The sequence below is a fragment of the Mycobacterium colombiense genome (genome assembly GCF_003284935.1).
GTDB classification, from domain to species: Bacteria; Actinomycetota; Actinomycetes; order Mycobacteriales; family Mycobacteriaceae; genus Mycobacterium; species Mycobacterium arosiense_A.
In genome coordinates this window covers 43,083-61,520 of record NZ_QMEV01000020.1, presented here as the reverse complement: position 1 = coordinate 61,520, position 18,438 = coordinate 43,083, and the positions used below count along the sequence as shown (strand labels likewise).

Annotated in this window: 9 protein-coding genes and 4 tRNA genes; 9 read left to right on the top strand and 4 right to left on the bottom strand. The window is 61.8% G+C overall.

Translation table 11 applies throughout. From position 1 onward, the window contains the following. Nucleotides 1-39: 39 nt before the first annotated feature. The 5 genes from DQP57_RS12105 (at nt 40) to DQP57_RS12085 (ending at nt 12,712) form a co-directional block, all read left to right on the top strand. Nucleotides 40-5,472, top strand: coding sequence for an AAA domain-containing protein (locus DQP57_RS12105; RefSeq protein WP_240631745.1), 5,433 nt, complete (start codon nt 40-42; stop codon nt 5,470-5,472). A gap of 75 nt (nt 5,473-5,547) precedes the next feature. Further along, complete coding sequence (locus tag DQP57_RS12100; RefSeq protein WP_112633205.1) at nt 5,548-6,780, top strand: DUF6361 family protein; 1,233 nt, start codon at nt 5,548-5,550, stop codon at nt 6,778-6,780. After that, complete coding sequence (locus tag DQP57_RS12095) at nt 6,773-8,644, top strand: phospholipase D family protein (RefSeq protein WP_112633212.1); 1,872 nt, start codon at nt 6,773-6,775, stop codon at nt 8,642-8,644. The genes DQP57_RS12100 and DQP57_RS12095 overlap by 8 nt, the downstream gene beginning before the upstream one ends. Further along, the gene (locus tag DQP57_RS12090) at nt 8,641-11,766 is read left to right on the top strand and encodes a helicase-related protein (protein ID WP_112633204.1); all 3,126 of its coding nucleotides are present in this window, start codon (nt 8,641-8,643) and stop codon (nt 11,764-11,766) included. Before DQP57_RS12095 ends, DQP57_RS12090 begins: the two co-directional genes overlap by 4 nt. A gap of 319 nt (nt 11,767-12,085) precedes the next feature. Further along, entirely contained in the window at nt 12,086-12,712 is a 627-nt protein-coding gene (locus tag DQP57_RS12085; RefSeq protein WP_112633203.1) for a hypothetical protein, read from the top strand. 910 nt (nt 12,713-13,622) lie between these two features. On the opposite strand, the gene DQP57_RS12080 is transcribed toward DQP57_RS12085, so the two are convergent. The 4 genes from DQP57_RS12080 to DQP57_RS12065 form a co-directional block, all read right to left on the bottom strand. Continuing rightward, nucleotides 13,623-14,999 carry a hypothetical protein gene (locus DQP57_RS12080; RefSeq protein ID WP_112633202.1) on the bottom strand — a complete coding sequence of 459 codons (1,377 nt, stop codon included), beginning with the start codon at nt 14,997-14,999 and terminating at the stop codon, nt 13,623-13,625. A gap of 548 nt (nt 15,000-15,547) precedes the next feature. Beyond that, nucleotides 15,548-15,622, bottom strand: a tRNA-Val gene (locus DQP57_RS12075). Between the two features lie 16 nt (nt 15,623-15,638). After that, nucleotides 15,639-15,712 (bottom strand) — tRNA-Cys (locus DQP57_RS12070). Between the two features lie 28 nt (nt 15,713-15,740). Continuing rightward, nucleotides 15,741-15,813, bottom strand: a tRNA-Gly gene (locus tag DQP57_RS12065). Nucleotides 15,814-15,993: 180 nt separating this feature from the next. Here DQP57_RS12065 and DQP57_RS12060 point away from each other — a divergent pair. The 4 genes from DQP57_RS12060 to DQP57_RS26600 all read left to right on the top strand — a co-directional run bounded on the left by DQP57_RS12060 (nt 15,994) and on the right by DQP57_RS26600 (nt 18,170). Beyond that, nucleotides 15,994-16,065: transfer RNA gene (locus tag DQP57_RS12060), tRNA-Val, on the top strand. Between the two features lie 175 nt (nt 16,066-16,240). Further along, the gene (locus DQP57_RS26605) at nt 16,241-16,549 is read left to right on the top strand and encodes a hypothetical protein (protein ID WP_133259236.1); all 309 of its coding nucleotides are present in this window, start codon (nt 16,241-16,243) and stop codon (nt 16,547-16,549) included. Then, the gene (locus DQP57_RS12055; RefSeq protein WP_112633201.1) at nt 16,546-16,758 is read left to right on the top strand and encodes a hypothetical protein; all 213 of its coding nucleotides are present in this window, start codon (nt 16,546-16,548) and stop codon (nt 16,756-16,758) included. The genes DQP57_RS26605 and DQP57_RS12055 overlap by 4 nt, the downstream gene beginning before the upstream one ends. An 86-nt stretch (nt 16,759-16,844) precedes the next feature. Then, nucleotides 16,845-18,170 carry a hypothetical protein gene (locus tag DQP57_RS26600; protein WP_133259235.1) on the top strand — a complete coding sequence of 442 codons (1,326 nt, stop codon included), beginning with the start codon at nt 16,845-16,847 and terminating at the stop codon, nt 18,168-18,170. Nucleotides 18,171-18,438: the final 268 nt, after the last annotated feature.

Below are 18,438 nucleotides of genomic sequence, written 5' to 3'. Positions count from 1 at the left end.
TCGCATGGGGTGAACGTACTCAGCTAGGGGGGAGCGTTGATGTTGGCTGACCAACAGTCCGACGAGGGAGTCTTGGTCCGCAAGGCGGTCAACCTCTTCACCTTCCTCGGGCGCACGCAGCAGCTGTTGGTCAAGCCGGTGCGAACGGTCGACGCCTTCGAGGAAGCGGTCTGGTTCAGCAACCTGCCACATCATTTGGCAGTCCGCAGCCGTCACGCTAGTGCAGACCTCGAAGCCGAAGACCCATTGTTGGAAGTTGACCGAGTCCCTCGGATCGACCCGCCAAGCCCACCCGCGTGGGTGGTCGAGTGGGTGAGCGGGCCGCTCCACGACGTCGGTCAGGAGCCATCACTGCGCGAGCAAATCTTCACGGATGTGCCCGAGAAGTGGCTATCGCCGGTGACAGATGAAGACGGGGAGTCCACGGACGCAGGGTCGACGGACGACGAACGCGATCAGCGTCGCGTACTCCTCGAGGACGTGCCGAAGGTCGCGCAGGCGTTTGCTGAGTGGATGCCGGTCTGGCGCGCTTGGGCGGAACGTGAGCGGGCGGATGCGGCGGCGCGAGACCTCTACAAGGACCTTTTCGCGATTTATCTGAAGTCGACTGACCACAGCGAAGAGTTCGAACTTGTCGTCGGCGTCGGGTGCCTCGCATGGCGGCCGGACGACCACGAACAGGTCCAGCGACACGTTGCAACCGCGCAGATTGCAATAACGTTCGACGAAGCATCGGGAAGGCTCAGCGTCCGCCAGGTTCCCTCACCCCAGTCCGTGGTCATCGAACTTGACATGCTCGACCCGAGCCTGGTCTCGTCCCCAGCCGCCATCGACGAGATCAGGGAGGTCGCCGGTGAGTATGCGGGACACGTCCTTGATATGGCGGCCGTCGGCGACATCTGCCGGCGCCTCATCTTTCGGCTCGACCCGGACGCGGTATACGACGACGACCTACAGGCTCCAACTGGTGTCGCACCACGGGGAGCATTCGCGCCAGCGCTGATCCTTCGTCGGCGCACTAATCGCGGGCTCGTCCAGATCTACGAGCAGATCGTCGCGCAGATCCTCGCGACCAACGACGTTCCCACCGGAGTGCTGCCCCTTGTCGACCCAGACCGTCAACCGGAGTCGTCTGAAACCACGACGCCGGGCGCAGTCGTCACGATCGACCAGGAAGACTTCCTGCCGCTACCAGTCAATGAGGCGCAGCGTCGCATCATCGATCGGGTCGACAAGACCGCGCAAACCGTGGTGCAAGGCCCACCTGGGACCGGCAAGACGCATACCGCCGCGGCGCTCGTTTCGCATCTCCTGGCGCAAGGCAAGCGGGTACTGATCACCGCACATACCGACCGGGCGCTCCGCGAGGTCCGTGCCAAGCTGCCCCGCGAGATCCAATCACTCGCCGTGTCGGTAATTGGCCAATCCCGATCCGATATGGCCGACTTGCGAACGGCCGTGGAGAATATCTCTCGTCGAGCTGACGAGTTCGAGCCCGACGAATCTCAGAAGGTTGTCGACCAACACTTCGCGAGACTCGACGCGCTTCGCCGACGACGAGGCGAAACCCATTCCCGGCTATTGGCGGTGCGCCAGCTGGAAGTCGAAACCCGCACGGATGGACCAGAAGCGGGAACGCTCGCAGCAATCGCGTACCGCCACCTGCAAGACGAGCCCCGATTCGATTGGATTGGGGACTTCGACATCGACCCGGATGGGCGCGGCGTGACTGTGTCGAACGCCGAGATCCGTCATTGGCGGCAGATCCTGGTCGATCAGGACGTAATCACCCATGAGGTGGAAGCGGCGGATCGTCTACCCGACTTGGTTCTCGTGCCGACGTCGGACTCGTTCACGACGATGGTGCTCCAGGAACGTCAGGCGAACGCGGCCAAGGAGCAATATGGCGCGCTCCTCACCCATGAGTCATTTGATTTTGTCAGGTCTCTCGATCCTGCATTGCGAGACCAGCTGCGGGAACGAGTGTCCGATCTCGCGGAGCGAGCCACTGCACTCGAGCAGCGCCATGAGACGTGGATGAACGAAGCCCTGCGCGACGTCCGAAGTGGAAGGCAGCAGACCTGGATCACGCGGTCGCAACAGGTGAATACCTTGGCGGCCAACGCAGCCGCCATCATCGATCGCCTTGGACCGACGACCACGGTCACGATCTCTGGCGACATCAGCGTGCACCAGCACGTAGCGAGAAGCCTTCTTGCTCACGTCGAGGCAGGCGGGAAGATCAAGGTTCAGGCAGACGGAACACCGAAGCTGGGTGCATTCACCTCGAAGACTGTCAAGCAAGCCGAAGGCTTCTTCAAGGATGTGAAGGTAAACGGTGTGCCTGCCGCCACCGTGGAACAACTTGCCGCTGTGATCAATTGGGTCGAGGCGAGTCGCACCATCTCCGCGATGGACCAAGCATGGCCCGTATCGGTGGAGATTCCCGCCGAGGACACGTTCGGAGAACAGGTTCAGTGGCATCGCACCGAGATCGATCAACTGAATAAGGTGCTGGCACTGGGCCAGCAACTCGACATCGACCGAGCGTGGTTCCAACAGCACTCGTTACCCGTTCCGAATTGGAACGACCTAGACGAGATTCGTCGCTATGCCACCCTGGTCGAAGCGGCGACGGCTACTGACGAAGCCGCCGCGGCATCACATCCAATCGACCAACTGGTCCGCCAGGTCAGTGAAGGCCGACCGCGGCCCAACCTCGTCCCCATCACCGCTGAAATCGTAAGCGCCATCGGCGAGCGAGACCTCGAAGGATACAACGTAGCCCGGGCTCGGCTTGAGCTTTTGCATCAAGTGGCGGAAGCGGTTTCAGAGCGAAACCGCATTCACACGGCATTGAAGGAATCTGCTCCAAGACTTGCAGCCGCGATCGTAGCCGACCCGGGGGCATCGGAGTGGGACGAACATCTCGCCCACTACGAAGAAGCGTGGCGTTGGGAGATGACGGGGCGCTGGATACTTGCGCAGGATGACGAGGACGTCAACGCCTTGAAGGTCAAGCTCACCGACATTGATCGCCAGATCCGGAACGAGGTGGAGCGCCTTGCTGCCGAACGGGCGTGGGCGCACGCTGTCGCACCAGGCCGGCTGACCGGCAGTGCGCGTGCAAATCTCACTCAGTACGCCCAACTTGTTGCCTCCCTCGGCAAGGGGACCGGCAAGTACGCAGCGAAGAAGCGCGCGGAGATCACCGAGGCGATGGATCGTTGCCGCCCTTCTGTTCCCGTGTGGATCATGCCCATCTACCGCATCGCAGAGCAGGTTCGAGTCCAGCCCAATCTCTACGACGTCGTCATCGTCGATGAGGCGTCACAGGCCGGTCTAGAAGCCTCGTTCCTTCAGTATCTGGCGCCGAAGATCGTCGTGATCGGAGACGACAAGCAGGTGTCGCCATCGGCAGTGGGCGTCGATCAGCAGCAGCTTCGCGATCTCGCCAACCAGTACCTCGCGACCGACCCGTACCGGGCATCGTGGCTGGATCCGAAGCGGAGCTACTTCGACGAGGCCTCAATGAGATTCGGCGGCAGGATCACGCTCATCGAACACCGGCGGTGCGTCCCCGAGATCATCGGGTTCTCCAACCGAATTGCCTACGAACCCGAAGGCATCCGCCTGGTTCCCGTTCGTCAGTTCGGGGCTGAACGATTGGATCCCATTCGAGTCGTCCATCTCGCGGACGGGTACGAAGCCGACAACAAGACGAACCCTGTCGAGGCTGACGCCATCGTCGATCAGATCAGGAAATGCTTGGCAGAGCCGCAGTACGACGGCAAGACAATTGGTGTTATTTCGCTGCTGGGGAAAGAACAGGCACGGCTAGTCGAGCACAAGCTCCTCGATGCTGTGTCACCGGAAGAGTGGACAGCCCGCGAACTACGGTGCGGTGATGCCTCGGACTTCCAAGGCTCCGAACGCGACATCATGTTTCTCTCGATGGTCAAGGCCCCCTCCGAAACGCGGAGAATGTTGGCGCTCACTGCTACCCAATACGTCCAACGCTTCAACGTCGCAGCGTCGCGTGCAAAGGACCAGATGTGGGTGTACCACTCGATGGCCCGGGAGGCCCTGACCAATACCGAAGACATGCGGTACCAGCTTCTCGATTACTGCTATGGCGTGGCCAATAGGGCGCGAGGCGACCGCGATGGCGCAGCGGTAGGTGTGGTGCCCGAAAACGTGCTCGTGGCTCCTTTCGAGTCGCTCTTCGAACAGCGGGTGTACAACCGCATCGTTGACCGTGGCTATACAGTCGAACCTCAGTACCATTCGCTTGGCTACAACATCGACCTCGTCATCATCGGCGCCAAGGGGAAACTGGCCGTCGAATGCGACGGTGACTTCTGGCACGGACCGGACGCATATGAGTCCGACCTCGCGCGGCAGCGTGAACTCGAACGGTGCGGTTGGGAGTTCTTCCGCATTCGAGAGTCAGTCTTCTATGCGGAGATGGGGGCGTCGCTTCGGAAGCTATGGGACACGCTTGACGAACTCGATATCCGAACTGCAGACTGGATCGATCCCAGTTTCGACAACGACGTATCGGACGCACTCGCCGAGGCGATCGACGACCTTCCGATCGACGAAGCGCTCGCAGACGTTCCCGCCGAAGGCGGCGTCCTCGGTGAGCTGAATTCGCTTATAGACCAGGATGTGCAAAGTGCTGCAACAGATTCGGCGGATGTAGATAACACAAGTTCCACTGATTCCGACCCGGAGTCTCGCCCGTCGACTGGCGGGCGACATCGCGCCGGCGAGTCAGTTGTCGAGCTCGAAATGTCTGAGGTTGGTCTGGAAGGTAATGAGGCGAGGACTGGTCTACAACATCCGACCGAATCACTAGCTCCAATTGCTGAGAGCCAGTTCGACATTGGCGATCCCGTGAGTTGCGATCACGATGCCCGTCTCCACGGAGCAACCCTCCGTCCCTACGTGGCGTTTGGCGAGAAGCTCCCCCCGGTGAACCAGTCGTCACTGAGCGACATGGAGGAGCACATCGTCCGAATCGTGGCCGCAGAGGGACCAGTGTTGGGGCACCGAATTCACAACGCCTATCGAGATGCTTACGGCGGTCAACGAGTTGGTAGAGAGATCGCTCGGCTCCTCAACCGCGCCATCTCAATTGCCGAGCATCACGGCTACATCGTGTCGGACAATCCACTGCACGATGCGGGCCTGAAGCCGCGGACGTTCCGCCTACCTAGCCAGCCCGAGGTCGTTCCCCGCGAGTTGGGTCCGAGGAGCCTCGATTTGATACCCCCCGCTGAACTTGTGCATCACCTAACGGATCTCTCGTTAGACCCCGATCTGCAGTCGGAGGAGGAGCTATTCCGCGCGGTATTGGACCGGCTGGGCCTCGTCCGTCTCACCGAGAATGCCCGGTCCGTGCTGGCGGCCGCGGCTGCGTTAGTTTCCGATGCGAGTCGGGAGTCATCCACAGCTATGCCAACATGAGCCGCCCGCGACACTCGATGGCTTGGTGGGAAGGGCCAAAATGCGATCCCTAGCGTCGACTAGCAGGGGACGCGTATGACTGCTCTGATCGCGTGGCTCGACGCATCGAGCGAAGATCAGCGGCGCATGCGGGAGATCGTCAACCTATTCAGCGAGCGTGAGAGCCGTGACGAACTCGGCATCGGCCAGGTTCGCGACGCGCTGAGCGACGCGCTGTGGCCCGGCACCTCAACCCTGTTCACTCGGGCTCGGTACTTCCTGTTCATCCCATGGTGCTTCCGCGCCGCGGCAGAAGCACGGAACGACATCGACAGGGCTGCGGCGCTCGCTGACAGGAACGAACGCCAATTGATCGCTGCGCTCAGGGCAGCCAACGAGACGGAAGGCGTGATTGGCGGCAACGTTGGAATGGCGGTGAAGAACCTGCCGTCCGCACTGTATTGGGGCGGGATGCGCACGCATGGCATCCTCAACGACCCCACAATGAGCAGGGATGACGCGATCGCTGCCGAGGTGGACCGCGTGCATTCTCGTCGCCCGGTAGCCGTTGAGTACCAGGATGACGTGGCGGCCTGGCACGGCGGTGGGTTTCATCCCACGTTGCCCTCGGTCCCCGATGGATTCCCGACCGAGGTACCAACAGGGTTCGCGATGTCCTTCAGTGAAGCCGCTTGGCTTCGCGACCGAATGCTCGCAAGCTCTCCTGACACCCTGCTCGAGTTCGCGCTCGAGCATCGCCCGGACGCCAACAGTGATGTCCCATGGGAAGACTCAGTACTCAAGTCGGCCGAAGGGGAACGGGCCAGCGTGCTCGACGATGCGCGACGGTTCTCCATCCTCATGAACAGTGCCGCCCTGATGTACAACTTGCTACTGGCGGAAGCCTACGAGCGCGAAGGCTTCGACCGTGTGGAGTCTCCGGTCGACGAATACCGCGGACGGCTCGATCGCTGGGCTGAGCAGCCCAATCTGGAGCGCGACATCTCTACGTGGGATCGTGCTGCCTTCTGGTGTCGCGTGCTCGAGCGAAACCCCAACGTCAACCCTCGGTCACGTCGCTTCATCGACGATTGGCTGGATCTACTCAACACCGTGAGCCTCTCCGACCTGGCCAACAACGAATCGTTGAGAACGTTCATCATTCGACGCGAGCGCGAGCACAAGCGAACGCAAGCCAGACTGACGAACAAGCGGCTTCTACAGGCGTGGCTCGGTGCATCGGGCAGTCGTGCACTCGTATACCGGTGGACTCAGATGCGCCCGGTGCTCCACGACATCCACGATGGCTTGGAGCGTGCGGATGCTTGAGCCAGACGGTCGGGCGGCACTGACCGAGCAACTCCGGCCCCCGAGCGGGTTCCAACTCGCGCACGCGGTGGCAACGACCTTCACGCTCGACTTGACCACGGCGCTATCGGTGCCGCTCGCTTTCGCCGCACACCGCGTGCGGGAGAGCCGGGATCCGATCGCGATCCTGGATGCCGTGCGACGGGCCGCCGACAAGATTGACGTCTTCGCTCAGGCCGGTCAAGTGTTCGAGCCGCGCGTCTCCTCCGACTTGTTCGCCTTGCTCGAACCAATGATCCATCCTGCTAGCGCAAGCCGTCCGGGCATGCTGTTCCACCCGAAGGTCTGGGTGCTTGAGTATGCCGACGGCGATGCCCGAAGCTACCGGCTGCTGTGCGCCAGCCGCAATTTGACCAATGACCGCAGCTGGGACCTCGTTGTGCGGCTCGACGGCGTTGCCACCGACGACGCTACGGAACAGAGCGCGCCGCTGGCCGAGTTCGTCCGGGCGCTGCCCGCGCTGGCCGTGATGCCGCTGCCGGGTCTCCGTGAAGCGCGAATCAGGGAGCTTGCGAACACCGTAGCCAGGATCGAGTGGGAACGTCCGAGTGACGTGCGAACAGTACGATTCCATCCCTATGGAATTCGCGGCGTAACGCCGGAACCGCTACACGCGCTCTTCGACGGCGTGCGTCATGGGATCATCTCGCCCTTCCTGAGTGACGAGGGAATTCGCCGGATCATTCCGCCACGGTCGGAATCGATCGTCGTACTCGCGCGTCGGGAGCAACTCGAACGGCTCGATAGCCGAACACTCGGGCGCATCGACGCGCTGATTCTCGACGATGCAGCCAATGACGACGATGCCGCGCCAGAAGGGGATTCACAGGACAAGGAGTCGGGGAATACGGCGGCCGCGTCTCCGCAGGCGAACCCCATGGCGGGGTTGCATGCGAAAGCGTATGTCCTTGACCGGCGTAGCGGATCGCACCTATTCGTAGGATCGGCGAATGCGACCGAAGCGGCGTTCGCAGGCAACGTCGAGATGCTGGTGGAGTTTGAAGGCCCGCAGCCGAAGCTGGGTGTCGTTGCACTACTCGGGGAGGAATCACGTTTGCGTGCGATGACAATCACGTTCGAACCCCAAGGTGACGCCGAGATTCCGCCGGATGAGGTGGCTGATCACGCGCTCGAGCAGGCACTACGGTCGCTCGCCGCGCGCCGATATTTTGCCCGCGTCGTTTCGGGGGAGGAGCATCCCAATACCCCCGACGGCGACGCTGATGAGCGTGAAACCGTCTACCACATCGTGCTTTCCGCAGATGGATCCACCAACATTCCGGCAGAGTTAAACGCGCGGGTGACACTGCTGACGCGTCCCGCCAAGGCCAGCGCAGTGCCGGGTGAGCCCGTGGTCTTCGAGCGATTGGCACTCACTGATATCACGCCGTTCATCGTCTTAAGGATCGCAGACGGACGGGGCGTCACTCGGTCGACGGTCGTCACAGCGGCTCTGGAAGGCGACATTCCGGGCCGGCAAGACGCTGTAATCGCCCGACAGCTCGCCGACCGCTCTGCATTCATGCGACTGCTTGCTCTGCTCCTCGCGTTCGATGACGGAGACGGTGTGTTCCATTTCGACCCGTCCGGCGCGTTGCCTGCTGGCTGGGCCGACGACGGTAGCGGCCTCTTCGAAACTCTCGTAAGAGCTATCGGCGTCGAACACGGTGGTCTCGCCGATGTGCGACGCATCATCGAACACGTGAGGGCTGCAGACGGCCGCCGCCCCGAGGGTGCGCCGTCGGTGCTACCCGACGGGTTCAATGAGTTGTGGGAATCAGTCTGGGCCGCGTACTCCACCAGGTTAAAAGCAGGTGTTCGATGAATGTGCCCGACGCCGACCGCATTCTCTCGGGGCTCAAGGGATTCCAGCGCGATGCCGTCGAGCACATCGTTGACAGGCTTTACCGAGCACCAAATTCGAGCGGACGATTCCTGGTAGCCGACGAAACAGGTCTGGGGAAAAGCGTCGTCGCGCGCGGCGTCATCGCATCTACCATCGCTCAACTGCAGAACGCGGCGCACATCGACCGAATCGATGTGGTCTACATCTGCTCAAGCACCGACCTTGCCAAGCAGAACCTCCGCCGCCTCAACGTGACAGGTGACCCGCTGATCGGCATCACAAGCAGGCTCACAATGCTTGCACTCGAGACCACGCGGCTTGCGTCCGATTCGACACTGTCAGGCAAGAAGGTCAACCTCGTATCCTTCACCCCCGGAACCTCGTTCGAGATGGGATGGCAGACAGGTTCGGCGCCGGAGCGACAGCTGCTGCACATCATGCTGAATGGTGCGACAAGCTCGGATCCCGAGTTGGAGCGGGCGTCGGCATTGTTCTTTCAGGGTGGAGTCGCCTCGGTGGATCGCTTCGAGGCCGGCATCGCGGGGATGAGGGCGAAGCTGGGGGCCACCGGGCTAGACGAAGTCATCCAGCGCGAATTCACCGAACTCATCCAAAATAGCGGCTTGCGTGAGCATTTCTACCTCACCCGCGATCGGCTGCGTGGGCTTTCTGCTCTGCCGCCTGACCTGCGGCGTGAGGTGAACCACCTCATATCAGGCCTACGTGGAGCACTTGCGCAGGCGAGCGTCGAGTCGCTCGAGCCTGACCTGGTGATCCTCGACGAGTTCCAGAGGTTCAGGCATCTGATCGATCCGAACAGCGGCAGCGCCGCGAGCGAACTAGCCCACCATCTCTTCAATCATCGCGATGCGAAGGTGCTGTTGCTATCGGCGACGCCCTACAAGCCCTACACCACGGTGGCTGATGACAGCGATGACGACCACTACCGGGATTTTATGACGACTCTTGAGTTCCTGGCCGACGGCGATAGCACTGCGTTGAATCGAATCCGCGCGGGGTTCCGCAACTACCGGCAGGCGATCATCGAAGGTTCCGACGCGGTAACCGAAGCTCTCGAACTTCGTGACGCGTTGCTACCGTTCATGAGTCGATCCGAGCGGCCGCCCCTCGAAGAGGGCCGGGATTTGCACGTCCGCCGCATCGTCAGCAGTGTTCCAACGCCCGACGATTTGCGCGAGTATGCGTCGCTTCAGAGCTTTGCGCGGGAGATCGACTCGCCCGTGAGCCTGGACTACTGGAAGTCCATTCCGTACTTCGCCAGCTTCATGGAGGGCTACCGACCAGGCGAGCGTGCCCGAATGCAATTCGAGACCGGTTCGGCGACAACAGAGTTGGCCTCAACGATCGGCCGACTTCGATCCATCGATCCGCAGGCTGTCAGGAGTTATCAGGAACTCGATTACGCCAACGCGCGGCTGCGTGAATTGGCGGCCGAGACGGTCGAGAATGACTGGTGGAAACTTCTGTGGGTACCGCCGTCGATGCCCTACTTGAACCCGGCCGGTGTGTTCTCGGAGTTCTCGAACGGTTCTATGACGAAGCGGCTCATCTTCTCAGCCTGGTCGAGTGTTCCAACCTCCGTGGCGAGCCTGCTGAGCTACGAGGCGGAGCGTCGGATGGTCGCAGAGTCGGGCCTGACGGAAAACACTGCCGATGCTCGGAGAGCAGTATCATCACGGTTCGACTACGTGCTCCGAGACGGCAAGGCGGCAGCCATGTCCACTCTTGCGTTGTTCTGGCCACATCCGACATTGGCCGAAATTGGTGACCCGCTCACTGTTTTGCATGACGGTCCGCAGTTGTTGGAGGCCGACGTTGTGAGGACACGGGTCAACGACCGCATCCGGTCCGCCGTCGTGCCGCCGGATGATGATCGATCGGACGCCGCTTGGGTTGCGTACTTCGCCTGGCCGGGCAGCTGGCCAGTCGGCCCTCAGCGGCGTTCTGATGCCGCCGCGTACTGGCTTGCGGGGCACGGAGGTGCGACCAAGGATTCGGAAATCGCCGACTCCGGCGGGGCGTTGCGGGAGCACGCCAAAGCGGCACTCGAGCAGCCACCGTCACCGCACTGGCATGAAGACCTAGGGCTACTAGCGCTTCACAGCCCGGGGAACATCGCTTATCGAGCGCTTCTCCGAATTTGCGATGAGATCGACGATGACCTTCGAATAGTGCTGTGGCGCAGCGCAGCCCGGCTAGCCAACGGCATCCGAACGCTCTTCAACCGCATGGACGTCATGTTCCTCCTCGATCAGATCTACGGAAAGGAGCAGCCCTACTGGCGGTCAGTGCTGCAGTACTGCGCGGATGGCAACTTGCAGTCAGTACTTGACGAATACTGCTTCCAACTCAAGCTCGAGTTTGCCGGGTCCGGTATCGACGCTGCTGCACTTGCTCAGATCGCAGATCGCGCCATCGAGGCCCTGACGCTACGCACTTCGCGGTACACCGCGCGGGCCACGGAAGAGCAATTTGCGAAGATCCCGATCACGGTCCGTTTTGCGCTGAGATATGGCGGTGCCGTCGGAGACGCCGAGAGTGTGCGGGCACCGGAAGTCCGCAATGCCTTTAACAGCCCGTTCTGGCCCTTTGTCCTTGCGTCGACGAGCGTTGGGCAGGAGGGCATCGACTTCCATTGGTGGAGCCACTCCGTCGTGCATTGGAACCTTCCGTCGAATCCTGTGGACTTCGAACAGCGCGAGGGCCGCGTCAATCGCTTCGGCGGTCACGCGGTTCGCAAGAACGTCGCGTCAGCGCATGGTCGGAGTGCACTTGCGGCGACACGACCTGGGAAACACCCGTGGCAGAACGCCTTTGATGCTGCCATTGACCATCCAGAACTCGGTGAGTTCTCACCGTGGTGGATCTATCCGGGCGACGCTCGAGTCGAGCGGCTCATCGTCCACTTTCCCCTCAGCCGTGAAGACGCCCAGTACGAGCGGCTCCGGGATTCACTCACTCTCTATCGGATGATGCTCGGTCAACCACGGCAGGAGGACATGATGGAGCTCCTGCGGCAGCGCGGTGTTATTGAAAGTCACGTGGCACAACTCGACCTGAGGCCTCCATCGCGCAGTTGAAGGCAAACGAATTTGCGATGGACAACGCACTCACGGTGCGAGCCTCCGGTGCTGAGCCGGACTTGCGACGATGTCTAAGTGCGGTCTATGGCGTGGGGCGAGCGTCTTGATAACGCCACTGGCTGTCGGTCAGGATGCCTACGCTCGCAGAAGCGTGTGACACCGGAAGGGGGTCCTGGTGTGGGTTGAATCTGAAGACGGGATCGGCGACCTGCTTCGCTGCGAGGTTTCGCCAGTAGCGGGAGGTAGCGCCTTTGAGCCCGGACCGATAAACATCGGCTGGTGGGCGAGACGGGGGATCCGGGTAAGTCCAGACCCGATGGGGCGTGAAGACCTGTTCGCGCGGGCAGCTAAGGCGCGTGAATCCGGTGATGACGAAGACTTCATCGACCTCTTCTGGCACATCCTCGCATGGGGAGTGGTAGGTAATTTTCGCAATGCGTCCCAGATCGTTCAAAAAGTGATTGACGAGGGCCCGGCGCATCTCCTGGCGGCGCTGCGGCGGGCGGCTGAATCAAGTTACCTCGGTGACATTGAGGCCGGGTATCGGGCGTTCATCGACAACCGAATCAGCCGGTTCAACTACGCATTCTTCAGCAAATTTCTCTACTTCACAGGCAGTCGCTTGTCACGGGATGCCCGCTGCCTCATTTTTGACGACCGCGTCGCGTCCGCCCTCCTCGCGATCACCGGTGAGTCCTATGTTCCAGGCGGGCGACGACCATGGAATGCGTACGCAAAGTACTGCCGTGATGTACATGGATGGTCGAATCGGTACGGAGTCGAGGCCGACGAAATTGAATGGCGCCTGTACAAACTGGGACAGCTGATCGGCTTTCGAGCTAACTGGCTCGCCGCCGAGGTTTCGTTGTACCGCGAAGGGCTTACGCCAGTGACATTCGATTCGATCGTTGAGCGGGTGGCTCATCGCCGGAGTGCACCTTGAGCGCGAACTGCGACCCGAGCAAATTTCGCTAGATCGGTTGGGAGAGAACGGCATACGTAGCCCACGCCTCGTGAGGCAAAAGGCGCACGGTGGCCTCTTATCGTTTCAAGCCCTGATCGCTGATGGCACTGGGTGGCCGAAGCGCCATAGGTCATGGGATCTCGTATCGGGTCAAAGCGCCCGGCCCGTGCATCCCGATCAGGCCGGCTGCACTTGCAACTGAAACACGAAATATCCTGCGCCACAAAGCCGACGCACCTGGTCGCGGATGCGATCCATCAATATTCCACCCCAGTCTCCGTCCTCCCCACCAGCACCTGCGCGAATGCTGTATTAGCCCCCACGCACAGTCCTGACGGCCAGCAATTATTACGCAAGGCCGTCCGCAGTCAACGCATATGCTCGAAGTCGCATATATGTCAGGTTTCCCCGCATACGCCGCGCGGCTCGATCAAGGGCAGCGTGAATACCGTCGGGCAGACGGACGGAGACTCGCGGCAACCCCAAACGTGACCGCCGCGGGCTTGCCGGAGCGAACCACCGCTGTAAATATGCCCGACTCGTTGACAGATGGTCGTATGTTGGGTGCCGCTCGAAGACTGTCGGCGATGAATACTCTGGTGTACCCATTGTCTAGCCTTTCGGCGACCTGTGCCGGGGCTGCGAAGAGCCCAAGCATGTCGCAGAGGTCGGCGAAGACAACCCGCGTTGCGTCGGCGATCATCACTATGTGGAGCCCCGGGGGCTTCTACCGCGGAGTCCACATTGAGTTCACGCAAGCCATTTACATGATCATCTCTACAGTTCAAACATGTTGCACGATAGTGGGATTGAGCAGATATCAACGACGTCCAATGAAGTAGGTAGGTCCGCTACAAACGCGGGATGATCCAACCAACCCACTCCGCGTCTACCGCCGATACGGCCCGTGCGTGCTCCAGCCATTCATGTGGGGCCCAAGTTCATCACGGCTGGCGGAAGTGACACGGAGGAGGCGGAGCGGCTCGCTTAGCGGATCGAGGTGGTCGGCATGCTGTCGAATCCACGCCGCCCATTCGGTGGCTTCCGTTCGTGCTGGATCGTCGACTTCTTCCGTTCGCGACTCGATGTCGTCGGCATACATTCGCATTGCCGCCGCAGCTTGGCGACGGTCAAGCTGCTCACCCAGTTGAGCGGCGTTGCGGTCGTACGCGACTTTGACGAAGGCTTCCTTCTTGGCTTCCTCCCAGCGGACCTCGCGGATCGCGTGGCGGCGCTGCTCCTCCTTGCGAGACCACTCCGATTCCGCCTCGGCAATTTCGAGTGCGCGGATCAACGTCGGCAACTGGTCCTCTATCGGCGAACCAGGCTCGTCGCGTATCGACAGGACCGTCTGGTCGTCCCACTTTTTTGACAATCTCACTTCCAGCTTGGCTGACGGCTCGAAGTGCCTATTAGCGATGGTCCGAGTTGTACGTGTGTAATAGTCCGTCTCCGTGACGAAGGCTGTCACGCGTCTTCCACGCTCGTCTAGCTCCCGGATCGAGACGATTAACTCTTGCGACGGAAGCCGCACGATCAGATCGGGATCGGGCAGGTTTCGTCCGTATCCTTCGTTGCGTGGTCGGCCGGTTACCTTCCACCCAACTGTTATCGAGGCCGTAACCAGCGCCTGCAAAAACCGGGCGGCGCGCCCGACCTCGGCCTTTGAGACAAGCGCCTTCTTGTCTCGAAATGCCGCAACCGCCGGGTGCGGGTTGCGGAGCTGTCCGGGGACAGCGAAAGTGCGCAGTGAAGTTAGGACCGCGAAGTCCGGCTCCAGGTAGATCGTGACACCGAAGACAGGGTCCATGCGCGTCGGCTCGTGTGCCAGGCGTTGGCCAACAGGGAGCGCACCTGACAACCGGAGGTTGTTACACAGCTTCACGACCTCATCAGCAGTAACCCCCGTTCCGACGTCGAGCCGTCCGCCTGCCGCAATTACCCTGCCCAGCAGCTCAACCGCCCGCTCGCGAAGTTGCGCCTGCTCACGTTCCTTCTGCGCCTTGGTTTCCGCTTCACGACGAGCCCGGTCCCGCTCAACCTCGACCCGCCGCGCCTCGGCCTCGAGCATCCGGCTGCCCTCCGGGGTGATGCTCGCATTCCACGTCGCGCTCTTGCCCGTCACGCGCACCAGGCCGCGATTATGCAGACTCCGCGCCGACACACGATATGAAGTGCCCTCGTACACACCGTCCTTACATCCGCCCGATACCCACCGCAAGAGGTCGAACTGGGCCACAGTCAGGCGAGGCGCGGCATTGGCCACAGCTACTTCCTTTCAAGTTCGGGGTTTGAACGTGGTGAAGTCGAGATAGCTCCCACCTGCTACGCACGCGCTACGCAAGGTACCGGCGGAGCGAGTGAAATCCGGCCCCCGGCCGGAAGCCCCGCCTTCGCAGCCGCGGGACGCCAGTTGTGGCCGAAGGTCTGCCGGGTGATCGGCTTGTCCAACAGCGTTAATACCAGCCCACCGGACTCGGCGGGCCGAACGCCGGCCCGCCGCCGTGACCAGCTGGCGGTCGACGGTCACGGTGCGATCGAGGACCAAGGCCGCGAAGTGAAGCGTTGTCGCATCGTCCCCATCGGCTCGCCTGCCCACTCCGACATAACGCACAACGTACGTCTATGAGGCGAAAGGCTCGGTTGACCGGAGACGCAACTTGTCAGCCGGCTTCCTCGCGAGCGGCAGCGGTCGCGGCGCCCGTCGAGCGCGTGTGCATGGGGACAGAACCTTCTCTCGGATGAAGTTTGCGCCGAGCAGTTCACATTGAGTTCACGCGGGCCGATTTTGCGGATGAAACCGCACGTCAAACGTGGTGCGCGATACTGGGATTGAACCAGTGACCTCTTCCGTGTCAGGGAAGCGCTCTCCCGCTGAGCTAATCGCGCCGGGAAACCAAAAACTTGGAGGTGGAGACGGGAATCGAACCCGTGTGCACGGCTTTGCAGGCCGTTGCCTCACCACTCGGCCACTCCACCGTTGGGGTCCACGCCACTTGCACCTTCGAGCGGATGACGGGATTCGAACCCGCGACCCTCACCTTGGCAAGGTGATGCGCTACCAACTGCGCTACATCCGCGCGCCTCGGACGACATCGTCGCCCGGTGCGAAGCACGACGATAGTCCACGTGAGCGGGCACATACAAATTTCTTGGTACGAGCCGTGTCTAGGCTATCGCGTCGACCTGTCCCACGATGCGGGCGGTAGTGTCGGGTCCGGCGCGTGCTAGTCTTCGACGTCGTTCGCCGTCTCGGCGCCGGTCCCGTGGCTCAGTGGGAGAGCGTCCGCTTCACACGCGGAAGGTCGCTGGTTCGATCCCAGCCGGGACCACTCTTGTTGTCGCAGGTAGACTATGGTATCTAGGCCTACGAAGCAAGTTTGGTGTTATCTCGGTGTTATCCGATTCGCAGTTCTCTGCAGCTAAAAACCCTCTCCGCATAGTGCGGGGACCCCGGCGACGGCGGCAACCGTCCCGGGGTGTGGCCCAACTGCGAAGGAGCTGGACATGCCGAACAATACCTTCCCCATTCCCGCTGGCGCACTGCGTGTTTACGAGTGGCAGCTAGGTCCCACCGGCCCGGACGGCGCCCCGAATGTCTCCCGTCGCTTCGTCGGCGGCTCGTGGGGCTCTGACCGCTTGACGGTCAGTGTCGACGGCATACAGCAGGGCGACGGCAGTTGCGAGCGGTATATCTATGTCGACGTTGGCGACGCCGAGCTGAGTAGCAAAGAGGCGCGTCGGCTGGCGTGCGCTCTGACCGCTGCGGTCGAAGATGTCGAGCGGCTGCACGAGGTCGACGGGGCATCGAAATGACCAGCGATGCTCATCTTTTACATGCCACGCTCTGCTTTCTCGCCGACCGGATGGGCGCCGACCACCCAGACATCTGGGTGGCTCGGGCGGTGCTTTCGGCAACCGGCGGACCCCGGCCTACACAGGCCGGGGTGGATGCGCTCTGCTGCGTGGCAGACGAGCAGCGGCGCTTTGAGGATTTAGTGCGGGCCGATCTGGCCTTGCTCTAAAACGCTGACCCAGGACTCGGTCTCGCCAAACCTGAGCGACTTGTCGAGGCCGAGTCCTACTCTTTCCCCATTGAGAGGGAGCCATGATGGCCATAGACGAGGGTGACGACACCCAAATCGCGATCACCGATGACGCCAATACCACTGTCGTGCCAGGCGCGAGCGGCGCCGATGTTGCTGCAGAACTGGCATGGTCGGTTGAGGACCCTGCGCCAGAAGTCGAGTCGAATCGCCGCCCACTGTCGATGCCCTTGCGGGTGCTACTTATTAGCGTTCTCGTCGGCGCGATGGGCTTGGCGACTTTCGTGGCGGGCGGTCACGCGCTGCCGGTTCTGTCGCGGCATGTCGCGGCAACCACGGCCGCGGTCCCAGTGCACGCCCTGCCAGCTGCTCCTCCGCTCGACGGAACCTATCTCGTGCAGGCAGACCTTGCAAAACAGACTGAGAACGGCGCGCCCTACCCCGACCGAGAATCCAAAGGCGACAACATCGTCTGGTGGGCGTTTCGGTCATCATGCAGACCTACCGGTTGCACCGCTACCGGGACGGAGCTTGACGTCAACAACCATCGGGTCGCGTCCAACCCGAGTCACACAGCCGAGCTTCATTTTGTCAACGGCCGCTGGCAGCGGAAGCCCGTGCGGGCACAAGTGCAACATCCGAAGTGTTTGGGAGCCGACGGGAAAAGCGTCGTTGCCGGCGCGGACACACGATTGGTTACATGGTCGTTGGAGCCCCAACCCGACGGAACGCTCGGCGGTGTTCTCACCGACACCACGATGACGAATGAATGCGACCCGCAGGGAACGGTGCTCCAAGCCCCGTTGCTGGCGACGCGGACGGGTGACGTGGCGCCGAGTGTCAGCGTGGCCGATCCTACGTCAGTCGTCGTTTCCACGACGGCCGACACGGCAGCCTCGGCCGTCGTGGGTCCGAGGTTGGATGGCGCCTATCGCCTCGATGAGAACCTTGCCAAGCAGACGGCCAACGGCGCCCCCACGACGGGAGACACTTCGGCGATAGCTTGGTGGGCCTTTCGTTCACTGTGTACGCCCTCTGGATGTGTTGCCACAGGGACCGAGCTAGGCAACCGGAACCACCAAGAGGCCACCGGCAGGAATTCGGCAGTGCTCCGTTTTGTCGACGGCCGTTGGCAGAACGCACCCCGGCTGCTGTTTGGCCCATGCAATGGGATAAACCAACCCGGAACAGACCAAAGCGCGACGGCCACGGATAGTTGGTCGTGGGAACCGCAGTCCGATGGCACGCTGGGCGGCGTTTCAACCTTCACCCAGTTAACCAACGCATGCGGAAACCAGGGAACGGTCTACCGGACTCCCATGTCACTGACACGGGTTGGCGATGTGCCGCCCAGCGTCGTACTGGCCGATCCAGCCCTGTTTGTCGAATAGGGCTCGAAGGGACGACACGGCGCGGCATGATGCCGCCGCGCACCTTCACCAAAGTCGGTTAACGGCTAAGTGTGCTGCCGCCGCGGGTAGGGCTCTGGCAACAGGTCGGGACAGTCGCGGCGTCTGCGCTCCCAGCGCATAACGCGGATACGCCACAGCCTGCACTCCCCGCAATCGCAGTCTTCTGACGGCTGGCGTCGGCGCCTCAATATCTTCTCAATTCGTCGTCGTTGTCACTCGGCACGGCGAGTGTGCGGGCCAGCCGGTC